The sequence below is a fragment of the Erwinia sp. MMLR14_017 genome (assembly GCF_033657285.1).
In the GTDB taxonomy this organism is placed as follows: Bacteria; Pseudomonadota; Gammaproteobacteria; order Enterobacterales; family Enterobacteriaceae; genus Erwinia.
On the sequence record NZ_JAWVWP010000003.1, the window covers coordinates 184,838 to 198,105 of the forward strand.

Genomic DNA, 13,268 nt, shown 5'->3' on the forward strand with positions numbered 1-13,268 from the left:
TTATGCGCCACTATTCTATTGCTGCCATTCCTGCTGACGGTATCGGCCCTGAAGTTATTTCTGCCGGGATTCAGGTATTACGTTCGCTGGAAAAACAGGACAGATTGCTGAAATTTGATATTGAGAATTTTGACTGGGGTTCTGACTATTATAAAAAACATGGTGTGATGATGCCGGAAGAGGGGCTGCAAACCCTGAAGAAGTTCGACGCTATCTTTTTTGGCGCAGTAGGCGCACCTGACGTGCCGGACCATATCACGCTGTGGGGTTTGCGTCTGCCGATTTGCCAGGGCTTCGATCAGTATGCCAACGTACGCCCGACTAAAATTCTGCCGGGCATTATCCCGCCTTTGCGTAACTGTGGGCCGGGCGATCTGGACTGGGTGATCGTACGTGAAAATTCCGAAGGAGAATATTCGGGTAACGGTGGGCGTGCGCATCGTGGGTTGCCGGAAGAAGTGGGCACGGAAGTGGCAATTTTCACTCGCGTAGGCGTTACCCGTATTATGCGTTATGCCTTCAGGCTGGCGCAGTCCCGTCCCCGTAAATTGCTGACTGTAGTCACCAAGTCCAACGCTCAGCGTCACGGCATGGTGATGTGGGATGAAATTGCGGCGGAAGTGGCGCAGGAATTTCCGGATGTGAAGTGGGACAAAATGCTGGTGGATGCGATGACGCACCGGATGACGTTACATCCGCAGAGCCTGGACACCATTGTTGCTACCAATCTGCACGCGGATATTTTGTCTGACCTGGCCGGCGCACTGGCCGGGAGCCTGGGGGTCGCGCCGACAGCGAATATCGACCCGGAGCGGCGCTTCCCGTCAATGTTTGAACCTATTCACGGCTCGGCGTTTGATATTACCGGCAAAGGGATCGCTAACCCCATTGCGACCTTCTGGACTGCCGCCCAGATGCTGGAGCATTTGGGAGAACGCTACGCTGCCGCGCTAATCCTGGCTGGTATCGAAGATGTCTGCGCCAGAGGGATCCTGACTCCAGACGTCGGGGGTAAAGCCACCACAGCAGAGGTGACCCGGGCAGTGGTTGAATTTATTGAGTCTAAAGTCCGGGTGGAAGAGACAGTTTAATTCTTTGTTGGTTTACAAAGGAGAATGGGCCTGGACAGGCCCATTGATCTGTAGCGCAAGCATCATTACCTGCTGCGTTTAAGTTCTTACGCGCACAATTATGTATTTCCTGCTTACTGGCATTTGAAGGTTTAACGGCAGGATAAAAATAGTAACAATCCAGGCTAACCGTTGTTCTGGCGTTTGCTCTGAAGTCGCTTGCCGCCCATTTATTATAAAGAGTTAAATTCAGACTTTTCACACCGTTGAGTGTATTTTGTACAATTCATATTTGTGAATTAATCTGAAATTTTTTTGCACGCCTTATCCCATGCTGATTTAAGGGGTTGTTTAGGAAAATTCTTGCAAATCAGGTTGATGTAAGATTTTTGCTAACCACCGTCTCTGTAAAATTATGTTACATTTTTTTATTTCCATCAGAGAGGTTAACGTTTTTACACTCCTGTTTGTGGGGTTTTGTCCGAAAAGGAAGCAATTTCAGATAATCCCCTGAAAATCAGGTGTCAGCTTGCTGGTGAATGGAATGTGCTCGCTTTTGACCCCGCTATTGGATTCGTGTCGGATGATGCGAACAGGGATGTATTCTGGCAAGGTAGCCTTTCTTATTAATTTTTCACTGGCAATGACCCTTTCTGTTACTCCATAGAACAGGGACAGCCATGTCTAACTCCTATCAGTCCGAGATCCCCAAAGCTCGCGTTAATATCCAGTTAAGCCTGCATACGGGCGGCGCTCAGAAAAAAATCGAATTACCCCTCAAGCTGATGGTCGTGGGGGATTACAGCAATGGCGCCGGGCAATGTCCGGTGTCGGAGCGTGAAACTGTCAGCATCAATAAAAACAACTTCGACAACGTGTTATCTGAATTCTCTCCCTCCGTAAGGCTTTCCGTGGAAAACACGCTGGCTGGTGACGGCAGCGAAGAAAACGTCAGCCTTGCCTTTCATCAGATGAAAGACTTCGAGCCTGAACAGGTTGCCCGTCAAATCCCGCAGCTCAGGGCGATGCTTGCCATGCGTAATCTGCTCCGTGACCTCAAAGCCAACCTGCTGGACAACCAGGCCTTCCGTAAAGAGCTGGAAAAAATCCTGATTGACCCGGCGCTCAGTGCCGAACTCAGAGCCGAGCTCTCTGCTCTGGCACCGAAACAGCCATAACGGTCACGATGATTTAACGGATTAATTAAGGAGTGCTGATGTCTGTACAAAATGAGAATGGTGCTGGTGGCGCGAGTGTGATGCTGGAGCGGTCAGAAGCGGGCGGCGTGTATGCCTCCCTGTTTGAAAAAATTAACTTAAGTCCGGTTTCCGGGCTGAGCGCACTGGATATCTGGCAGGATGCGCAGGCGATGTCCGATGCGACTGCTGACGAACGTCTGACCGCAAGCATGCAGGTATTTCTGGAGTGTCTGACCAAAGCGGGTGCAAAAGTCGAAAAACTGGACAAGAACCTGATTGACCGCCATATCGCTGAGCTGGACTGGCAAATTAGCCGCCAGCTGGATGCGGTAATGCATCATGAGGAATTTCAGAAAACAGAAAGTATCTGGCGTGGGCTGAAGTCGCTGGTCGATAAAACAGACTTCCGTCAGAACGTCAAAATTGAGCTGCTCGATCTGTCGAAAGAGGATCTGCGTCAGGATTTTGAAGATGTACCGGAGATTATCCAAAGCGGATTATATCATCACACCTATACGGCAGAGTATGACAGCCCGGGTGGCGAGCCGGTTGCCGCACTGATTTCTGCATATGAATTTGATGCCTCAGCGCAGGATGTCGCTCTGCTGCGCAATATTTCTAAAGTATCTGCCGCCGCTCATATGCCGTTTATCGGCTCGGCGGGTCCAAAATTCTTCCTCAAAGACTCTATGGAGGAAGTGGCGGCGATTAAGGATATCGGTAACTACTTTGACCGTGCCGAGTATATCAAATGGAAATCCTTCCGCGAGACGGATGACTCCCGCTATATCGGCCTGGTGATGCCGCGTGTGCTGGGTCGCCTGCCATATGGCCCGGACACCGTGCCGGTGCGCAGCTTCAACTATGTTGAAGAGGTTAAAGGCCCTGACCACGATAAATACCTCTGGACCAACGCCTCGTTTGCTTTTGCGGCCAATATGGTGAAAAGCTTTATTAATAACGGCTGGTGTGTGCAGATCCGTGGGCCGCAGGCCGGTGGTGCCGTGAAGGATCTGCCGATCCATCTGTATGACCTGGGCACCGGTAATCAGGTGAAAATCCCGTCTGAGGTGATGATCCCGGAAACGCGCGAATTCGAGTTCGCCAGTCTCGGTTTTATCCCCCTGTCATACTACAAAAACCGCGACTACGCCTGCTTCTTCTCTGCGAACTCAACGCAGAAACCGGCGCTGTATGATACCCCCGATGCCACCGCCAACAGCCGTATCAATTCCCGTCTGCCCTACATCTTCCTGCTGTCGCGTATCGCGCATTATCTGAAGCTTATTCAGCGTGAAAACATCGGTACCACCAAGGACCGTCGCCTGCTGGAGCTGGAGCTCAATACCTGGGTTCGTGGCCTGGTAACTGAAATGACCGATCCGGGCGATGAGCTACAGGCATCTCACCCGCTGCGCGATGCGAAGGTGGTGGTGGAAGATATTGAGGACAACCCGGGCTTCTTCCGCGTGAAGCTCTATGCCGTACCGCATTTCCAGGTGGAAGGTATGGATGTCAATCTGTCACTGGTTTCCCAGATGCCGAAAGCGAAATCGTAACGTAAGGCAGGAAGCCGATGAAAACGGAACAACCGTTATGGGGCAGGGGCATCATGGTCTCTCCCCAGCACTTCCAGCAACAGGCCGCGTATGCGGCCTGGTCTGCGGAATGCATTGCCCGACTGGGTCTTACCCAGCCCTGGGGGATGATTGAAGCTACTTTCGAACCGGATGCGCTGAAGCTGGGCCGCCTGCAGGCCCGTCATCTGCATATCCGTTTTCCGGACGGGACACTTATCGATACGGATAATGCTGACGGCCTGCCATCGGCGCTGTCGCTTGAGAGTGAATCGCATGAAGTGGTAGTGGTGCTGGCACTTCCGCTGCTGCGGGCGAACGGCGGCAACTGCCTGAGACCCGAGGAGATGGCTGAGCGCCCGGTACGATATCGCCAGCGCTGGCGGGATGTCCGCAATACCTTTGGGGACGATACCCGTCAGATTGCCGTGATGCAGCCGGAGCTGACGCTGAGGTTTGCTCATCAGAACAACAGCGATTACCTGACCTGTTCTGTCGCCCGACTACAGCAGGACTCGCAAGGTTCGTGGCAACTTGATGAGTCGTTTCTTCCTCCGCTCCTGACCATCCAGGGCAGCCGCTGGCTGGTGACCCAACTGGAACAGCTGATGACCCAGTTGCGTGCCCGCCTGAGCCGCCTGATGGCGATGCGCCGGGAAAGCAATGAGCGCATGGCCGACTTTGCCGTGGCCGACGTGTCCCTGTTCTGGTTGCTGAACGCCCTGAACAGCGCCGAACCCGTGCTGGGACAGTTTCAGCGTAACCTGCAAAGCCCGCCGGAACGCCTCTACCCGGAGCTGGCCCGCCTCGCGGGGAGCCTGCTGACATTCTCACTGGAGCACCAAATAAGCGCCATTCCGGCCTGGCAGCATGAGCAGCTGAATACGGTATTCCCGCCGCTGTTTGATTTGCTGGGTGATCTGCTCGAAGCCAGCCTGCCGTCGCGGGTGGTAGCACTTGAACTCGACTATGACCCAAGACTGCACTTCTGGCAGGCCCGCCTGCATGACCCGCGTCTGCGCGAAGGGGCCGATTACTACCTGTCTGTGCGCTCACCGATGCCGGTGGCACAACTGCAGGAACAGTTTCCGCGCCAGTGCAAAGTGGGCAGTCCCGACCATGTGCGGGGGATTGTCAATTCTTCCCGCGTGGGTGTGCCACTGACGCCACTGCGCCATGTGCCGGCCGCCATTCCACTGCGTCTGGAAAACCAGTATTTCAGTCTCGATCTCTCCCATCCGCTGGCTACAGAAATGCTCCAGAGTGGAACATGCATGTTTTACGTCCCGGGCATGCTCGGCGAGCCTGAACTTGAACTCTTTGCGGTACTGAGAACATGAGTGAGCGTAAACGCGGCGCTGCCGCGTCCATTGATATTGATGCGCTGCTGCAGGACACCTGGCTGCAGGTGATCAGCCTGCGCCACGGGCCGGAATTCCAGGACGGGGAGGGACGCAAGCTGTGGGAGCGCTGTGTCGCCGATGCCGGGCGTGTGCAGCGTGAACTGAAAGCGAACGAACTCGATGAGGCCAGCTGTCAGCATATTCTCACAGCACAGTGTGCGCTGCTTGATGAGGCGGTCAAAGGTCGCGGTGTGGAGGATGACGCCTGTGTGCAGTGGTATGATATTCCCCTGCAGGGGCATTTCCTTGGCACCATGGACGCCGGAGATACGTTGTGCGATCGGATGCGCGATGTGCTGCGTGAACCGGCTCCTGACCACGCTGTTGTGACCTGCTTCCAGCGGGTCATGATGCTGGGTTTCCTGGGCAATTTCCGCTCACTTAACGACCCGGAGCGCCAGAAACTCGTCAACGCCCTTAATGAACATGTCACGCCGTTCAGCTATCCACAAACCCATCCTGTACTGGCGGAAAGTCGTGCCGGGCGGGGAATGGGCGGATGGCTGGCGTCATGGCCCGTGCGTATTGGCCTGAGTGTGTTTGTGGTCGCGGCGCTGTGGTGGGGGCTGAGCCAGTGGCTCGATCAGATGCTGCTGATCCTGTTGCCGGGAGCCGTGAAATGAGTCCTGCACAACAGCGCGGGCTTGCGCTGTGGGCCGCCGTGCTGAGTGCAGTGGTCTGCCTGGGGTTTCTGCCGCTATCCCGACTGGTTTCTGTACTTGTTCTGCTGGCGATGCTGGGGCTTATCATGACGTTCTGGTACGTCGCCGGTCGTCGTGGGGAGCCCGACATCACCCTGCGCCTGGAAGATCTTCCGGAAGCCCCTTACCGTCAGCCTGTGGTGCTGGTCTGTGGCGATCTCTCGCAGGCCTGGCCCCATCATTCACCGGTGCTCACTGTCACGCAGGGGTGCTGGATCCGTGTGGAGGATCTTCAGGATCTGGATCAGGCAGCCCGCCAGGTACTGTGGCAGCGTCCTGACTGGGGGCGACAGTTGTCGGTGATGGTCGGTGTCTGCCCGCAGAAGCACGCTGACGGCGAGCGGCTTACCAGCCGCCTGCTGGCCCTGCGCTGGCAAATCAGCCAGCTGCGTAAAGAAACCGGACATGCTGTGCCGCTGGTTCTGCATGGCCAGGTCGGCAGCGCGATAACGAATGACATGCTCTGGCAGGCGGCGATCACGGGAGAAGAGGTGAGGGTCTGGCGTGAGTCTTCAGCACCAGGCTCTGTCGCCGCATGGGTCACCACCGGCGGTTCGTCTGCGATGCAGCAACAGGTACTGATGAACAGCCTGATGAGCTGGTTCCATCAGCACGTCAAAGCCGTCTTTATGGATGAGAATCCCGATGTTCCGGCCATTGCACCTGCAGCTGTGCTGTGGGGAATGGGGCCGATCCTTGCCGGAAACCTGGCATCATCGGCCTGGACTGCCTGGTTATCCCGCCACACCGCCATGCAGCAGGTGGCTGGCTGGCAGCCGGTGGGGACAGACAGTACGGTGATATCACCGTTCCCGGATTTCATCCTGCCGCTGCTGCCGGAAGGGCGCGGATTAACCTCGCGGGGTCGTGCCTGGCGCTGTGCACTCGGGATTTTCACTCTGGCTTTAATTGCCGCGCTGCTCAGCAGTGGCTGGAACAATCGTCAGCTGCTGCATCGCGTTAGCTTCGATATTGCCCGCTATGACCGTATCCCGATGGATGATTATGGTCCGAAAGCCGATGCCGTCGCGGTTCTGCGCGAGGATGCAGTGCAACTGGATAACTGGGCGCGTAACGGCGTACCGGCCCGGCTGGGCCTGGGTCTGTATCAGGGTGAACGTCTGCGCCTTACGGTGCTGGATGCGATCCGCTCGTATGTGCCGCAGCCGCCACCACCTGAACCGCAGCCGAAGCCAGAACCGGTACCGAAAATCGTTCGTCTCGACAGTATGTCGCTGTTTGATTCTGGCAAATCCGTCCTGAAAAGCGGCTCCACCAAAATGCTGGTGAACTCCCTCGTCGGCATCAAAGCCAGACCAGGCTGGCTCATCGTGGTGGCAGGCTACACGGACAATACCGGCAGTCCACAACTCAATCAGAAACTCTCCCTGAAGCGTGCCGAAGCGGTGCGCGACTGGATGCGTGATACCGGCGACGTGCCGGAGAGCTGTTTTGCTGTACAGGGCTATGGCGCAAGCCGTCCCGTAACGACAAACGACACGCCGGAAGGCCGCGCGCGGAACCGCCGTGTCGAAATCAGTCTGGTTCCACAGGCCGATGCCTGTCGAATTCCGGGCAACACCAATGCGTCATTGCAGGATGATGACGTGCACGACTATGAAATGGAGAAATAACACATGGCTATTCCTGTTTATCTTTGGCTGAAAGACGACGGCGGCGCGGACATCAAAGGGTCTGTGGACGTTCAGGATCGTGAGGGCAGCATTGAAGTGATTGCTCAGGATCACTGCCTGTACATCCCGACCGACAACAACACCGGCAAGCTGACCGGCACCCGCATCCACACCCCGTTCCTGTTCACCAAGGAAATCGACTCCTCCAGCCCCTATCTGTACAAGGCGGTGACTACCGGTCAGACCCTGAAGTCTGCTGAATTCAAGTGGTACAAAATTAACGACGCAGGTCAGGAAGTGGAGTACTTCAACACCAAACTGGAAAACGTCAAGCTGGTGAAAGTCGCGCCGAAAATGCACGACATCAAAGATCCTTCCTTCGAAAAGCATAACCACCTTGAGCAGATCGAGCTGCGTTACGAAAAAATCACCTGGACCTACAAAGACGGCAACATCATTCATTCCGACTCCTGGAACGAACGCGCCACCGCGTAAGCCTGATGCGGATGGGGCAACCTGTCCGCAGTTTTCCTGAGTACCTGCCTGGCGGGTACTGAGTAAAACATCCCCTAACCGAGAAATCTGACCTGATGCGCTTTAGGTTCCATGCAACAAGGAAGCAGCGATGGGCGGTAGCGTGCCTGAAGGTCCCCAGACAGCGAGTTTAAAAACATGGAAAACCCGGCAATTCTCCTGCGTCGTCTCAACCCTTACTGCGCCCGTGCCATGGAAGGGGCCGCCTCCCTGTGCCAGACCCGGGCGCATACGGAAATTCTGCCAGAGCACTGGCTGCTGAAACTGCTGGAGCAGGGAGAAGGTGACCTCACGGTGCTGGCACGTCGCTATGAATGGGATATGGATGCCCTGTGGCAGGATTTACTCGGCTGGCTGGATGGGTTACCGCGATCTGTACGCCATCGCCCACAGCTGGCGGACAGCACTCAGACTCTGATGCAGGATGCCTGGATGCGGGCGTCACTGGCAGGTGAAGAGCAGATCCGTAGCGTACATCTGCTGATGGCGCTGGTGGATAAACCGAAACTGGCACGCTGTGACGGTCTGTGGCCACTGCTGACGCTGGGCCAGAGTCAGCTGGAGCGCCTGCGGCCGTTGCTGGATGCACAATCCGACGAACGCCCGGAAGTTCAGCGCGAAGCGGAGCTGGCGCAAGGTCACGGTGGCGAAGTGGAATTTATAGGTCGGCCGGTCGGGGCTGAAATAAAAGAAGGTGAACTCAACCCGGCGCTGCAAAACGCGCTGGATAAATTCACCCTCGACGTCACCGCCAAAGCCAGAGAGGGCAAAATTGACCCGGTGTTTGGCCGTGACACTGAAATCCGCCAGATGGTGGATATTCTCTCAAGGCGCCGTAAGAACAACCCAATTCTGGTGGGTGAACCTGGCGTGGGTAAAACTGCACTGGTAGAAGGCCTGGCCCTGCGTATCGCGGAAGGTAACGTGCCGGAAAGCCTGAAAACCGTGATGCTGCGCACCCTTGACCTCGGTCTGTTGCAGGCAGGCGCAGGCGTGAAGGGCGAATTTGAACAGCGCCTGAAAAACGTTATTGACGCCGTGCAACAGTCACCCACGCCCATCCTGCTGTTTATCGACGAAGCCCACACTATTATCGGCGCAGGCAATCAGGCCGGTGGCGCCGATGCGGCCAACCTGCTGAAACCCGCCCTGGCGCGTGGCGAACTGCGCACCATCGCCGCCACCACCTGGAGTGAGTACAAGCAGTATTTTGAACGTGACGCCGCGCTGGAGCGCCGTTTCCAGATGGTTAAAGTCGACGAGCCGGATGACGAGACCGCCTGCCTGATGCTGCGCGGCCTGAAATCTCGCTATGCCGGACACCACGGTGTGCATATCACTGACGATGCGGTACGCGCTGCGGTTACTCTGTCGCGTCGTTATCTGACCGGACGCCAGCTGCCGGACAAGGCGGTGGATTTGCTGGATACCGCTGCGGCCCGCGTGCGCATGAGCCTTGATACCGTGCCGGAAGCCATTGTGCGTCTGAAAGCGCAGCTGACGGCGCTGGAGCTGGAAGAGCAGGCGCTGCTGGAAGATATCGCTGCTGGCTGTAACCGTCATGGCGACCGTCTGAGCGTCATTGAGCAGCAGCGGACTGAACTGGAAGATCGTCTTCAGCAGCAGGAAGGCCGTTTCAGCAACGAAAAGGTGCTGGCACAGCAGTTGATGACCAGCCGTCAGGATAGCAGCCAGCAGGCTGAAATTTCTGACCTGCAACAGCAGTTGGAGCAGGCGCAGCAGGGGGATGTGCTGGTTCAGGTGGATGTGGATACCCGCACCGTGGCCAACGTGATTGCCGACTGGACCGGGGTGCCAGTCTCCTCGCTGATGAAGGACGAACAGACTGAACTGCTTAATCTGGAAGGGGAAATCGGCAAACGTGTGGTGGGCCAGGATGTAGCTCTTAACGCCATTGCGCAACGTCTGCGCGCGGCCAAAACTGGCCTGACGTCTGAGAACGGCCCGCAAGGCGTGTTCCTGCTGGTCGGCCCGAGCGGCACCGGTAAAACTGAAACCGCACTGGCGCTGACCGATGTGCTGTACGGCGGCGAAAAATCCCTTATCACCATCAACCTGTCGGAGTACCAGGAGCCGCATACCGTTTCCCAGTTGAAAGGTTCGCCTCCGGGTTACGTGGGCTACGGCCAGGGCGGCATTCTGACCGAGGCGGTGCGTAAGCGTCCGTACAGCGTGGTGCTGCTGGATGAAGTCGAAAAAGCGCACCGCGATGTGATGAACCTGTTCTACCAGGTATTTGACCGGGGATTTATGCGTGACGGGGAAGGCCGCGAAATCGACTTCCGTAACACCGTTATTCTGATGACCTCCAACCTCGGCAGCGACCAGATTATGCAACTGCTGGATGAACAGCCGGAAACCACCGAAGGCGACCTGCAGGAACTGCTGCGCCCGATATTGCGCGACCATTTTCAGCCCGCACTGCTGGCCCGTTTCCAGACGGTGATTTACCGGCCACTGAATGAGCCTGCGATGCGCACCATCGTGCAGATGAAGCTGGGCCAGGTAAGCAAGCGCCTGCAACGCCACTATGGCCTGAAAACCCATACAGATGAAAGCCTGTATGACGCCCTGACCGCCGCCTGCCTGCTGCCGGATACCGGCGCGCGTAACGTCGACAGCCTGCTCAATCAGCAAATTCTGCCGGTGCTGAGTCAGCAACTGCTCACCCATATAGCCGCGAAGCAGAAACCACAGTCGTTACGCCTTAGCTGGAGCGAGGAAGAGGGGATTGGACTGGAGTTTGACCATACACACGGAGTGAACGCATGAGCAACCGTCTTCCGATAAGATTCAGTCATAACCACCATTTACTGGCGGTGAAAGGGTGTGAAGCAGAACCCGACGTGCTGGCGTTTGAAGGTGATGAAGCCCTGAGCAAACCGTTCAGCTACCGTATTGAGTTCACCAGTGCCGACCATGCCATCAGCAAAGAAATGATGCTGATGAAGGCCGGTTCCCTGACGCTGCAGGCCCCGGTTGACCAGGGTTACGGCATCAAAGTGCAGCAGCCGGTGCGGGTGATTCAGGGTGTGGTTACGGGCTTTGAACGCCTCAGCACCTCAAAAGATGAAACCCGTTACGCCCTGACGCTCCGGCCGCGCCTGGCGCTGCTTGACCGTTCGCACCAGAACGCTATTTATCAGGACATGTCGGTCCCACAAATCGTGGAAAAAATCCTGCGTGAGCGTCACAGCATGCGCGGGCAGGATTTTCTGTTCTCGCTTTCAAAAGAGTACCCGCGTCGTGAGCAGGTGATGCAGTACGGTGAAGACGACCTGCACTTTATCACCCGTCTGCTGGGTGAAGTGGGTATCTGGTTCCGCTTTACCACCGACACGCGCCTCAACATCGACGTGGTGGAGTTTTACGACGGCCAGCAGGGTTATGAAAAAGGCCTGACTTTACCCTCGGTGCCGCCGTCAGGACAGCATTCGGAAGGCACGGACTCGGTGTGGGGGATGGAGAGCCATCACAGCGTCGTGCAGAAGCAGGTCAGCACCCGTGATTACAACTACCGCCAGGCGACGGAAGACATGAGCGCGCAGGTTGACGTGACCCGCGGGGATACGACCACCTGCGGGGAGGCTTACCACTGGGGAGATAGCTGGCTGACGGCGGGCAGCGCGTACGACCGCAATCCGGCCCCGGAGTCCGGGGCGTTTTATGCCCGCATTCGTCATGAGCGTTATCTGAACGGCCAGACGCAGATTCATGCCATCACCAGCTGTCCGACCCTCTCTCCGGGGCAGGTGCTGAAAGTCACCGGCGGGTACGAAGTGGCGGACGTGTTTGCTCATGGCGTGGTCATCACGGCGATGCACAGTCACGCGCGGCGTGATGAAGACTTCGGCGTTAACTTTGACGGTATCCCCGACAGCACTGATTTTAGCTTCCGTCCTGAGCCAGGCTCACGCCCGGTCATGGCCGGCACATTACCGGCCCGCGTCACCAGTACCACCGAAAATGACACCTACGGGCATATTGATAAAGACGGCCGCTATCGCGTCAACATGCTGTTTGACCGTGAGAACCGGGAAACCGGGTTCGAGAGCCTGTGGGTGCGCCAGTCACGCCCATACGCAGGGGATACTTACGGCCTGCACCTGCCGCTGCTGGCGGGTACCGAAGTGGCGATTGGCTTTGAAGACGGTAACCCGGACAGACCGTACATTTCCGGCGTGCTGCATGACTCGGCCCACCCGGACCCCGTCACCATCCGCAACTACAAACGCAACGTCCTGCGAACCCCGGCGAACAACAAAATCCGCCTCGACGATGAGCGCGGGAAAGAGCATATCAAGGTTTCGACAGAGTACGGCGGCAAGAGTCAGCTGAATCTTGGCCATCTCGTTGACAGCGAAAAGCAGAAGCGCGGCGAGGGCTTTGAACTCAGGACTGACAGCTGGGGGGCCATTCGCGCGCAGAAAGGGATATTTATCTCGGCGGACGGGCAGGCAAAGGCGCAGGGTCAGGTGCTGGAGATGGGGGCGGCTGTCAGCAATCTGGGTGATGCCCGGGAACAGATGACATCCATCTCCGATGACGCGCAGAAGGCGACCGCGAACCCGGCCGATCTCCAGGCGCAAATCAAACTACTGGAACAGCAGCTGACAGACCTCAAAAAATCAGTGCTGCTGCTCAGCGCGCCGGATGGAATGGCGCTGACCAGCGGACAACATCTGCAGGTATCTGCCGGGCAGAACCTGATAGCCACTGCCGGTAAAAATGCAGACGTCAGCGTGGTGAAAAATTTGTTCATCGGGGTGGGTAATGCCCTGAGCGTGTTTGTGTGCAAGCTGGGGATCAAGCTCATCGCGAACCAGGGACCGGTGAAGGTACAGGCGCAGAACGACCTGATGGCTCTGCTTGCTCGTAAGGAAATTAGTATCGTAAGTACTGAAGATGAAATCAAAATCATCGCGAAGAAGAAGCTGACCCTGAACGGTGGAGGAAGCTACATCACTTTAGATGGTAATGCTATTGAATTAGCCACGTTGGGTGAGTACAGAACAAAAGCAGGGCATTATGGACGAAAGGATAAAGCCAATAATAAAGAAGCTGTGCCTGCATTAACTCCAGAGCAAAATACTCCATCTGGCAAGTTTACATTTTCATAAAGGATTTAA

General features: G+C 56.5%; 9 protein-coding genes. All 9 read left to right on the forward strand.

What is annotated here, in order from left to right; all coding sequences use genetic code 11:
- Positions 1-2 precede the first annotated feature (2 nt).
- Complete coding sequence (locus SD961_RS06390; RefSeq protein ID WP_318789559.1) at positions 3-1,091, forward strand: tartrate dehydrogenase; 1,089 nt, start codon at positions 3-5, stop codon at positions 1,089-1,091.
- Between the two features lie 659 nt (positions 1,092-1,750).
- Positions 1,751-2,248 (forward strand): type VI secretion system contractile sheath small subunit, encoded by a 498-nt coding sequence (gene tssB, locus SD961_RS06395; RefSeq protein ID WP_318789560.1) that lies wholly within the window; start codon positions 1,751-1,753, stop codon positions 2,246-2,248.
- A gap of 38 nt (positions 2,249-2,286) precedes the next feature.
- Positions 2,287-3,828, forward strand: a complete 1,542-nt coding sequence (tssC, locus tag SD961_RS06400) for a type VI secretion system contractile sheath large subunit (protein ID WP_318789561.1) — start codon at positions 2,287-2,289, stop codon at positions 3,826-3,828.
- Between the two features lie 17 nt (positions 3,829-3,845).
- Positions 3,846-5,186, forward strand: coding sequence for a type VI secretion system baseplate subunit TssK (gene tssK, locus SD961_RS06405; protein ID WP_318789562.1), 1,341 nt, complete (start codon positions 3,846-3,848; stop codon positions 5,184-5,186).
- Entirely contained in the window at positions 5,183-5,872 is a 690-nt protein-coding gene (gene tssL, locus SD961_RS06410; protein ID WP_318789563.1) for a type VI secretion system protein TssL, short form, read from the forward strand. Before tssK ends, tssL begins: the two co-directional genes overlap by 4 nt.
- Positions 5,869-7,584, forward strand: a complete 1,716-nt coding sequence (locus SD961_RS06415) for an OmpA family protein (protein ID WP_318789564.1) — start codon at positions 5,869-5,871, stop codon at positions 7,582-7,584. The genes tssL and SD961_RS06415 overlap by 4 nt, the downstream gene beginning before the upstream one ends.
- Positions 7,585-7,587: 3 nt before the next feature.
- A complete protein-coding gene (locus SD961_RS06420; protein WP_318789565.1) occupies positions 7,588-8,079 on the forward strand; it encodes an Hcp family type VI secretion system effector in 492 nt (163 codons plus the stop codon).
- A 177-nt stretch (positions 8,080-8,256) separates the two neighbouring features.
- Positions 8,257-10,911, forward strand: coding sequence for a type VI secretion system ATPase TssH (gene tssH / locus SD961_RS06425; protein ID WP_318789566.1), 2,655 nt, complete (start codon positions 8,257-8,259; stop codon positions 10,909-10,911).
- Positions 10,908-13,259: a type VI secretion system tip protein VgrG gene (locus tag SD961_RS06430; protein ID WP_318789567.1), complete on the forward strand. Its 2,352-nt coding sequence runs from the start codon at positions 10,908-10,910 to the stop codon at positions 13,257-13,259. The genes tssH and SD961_RS06430 overlap by 4 nt, the downstream gene beginning before the upstream one ends.
- The last annotated feature ends 9 nt before the right edge of the window (positions 13,260-13,268 follow it).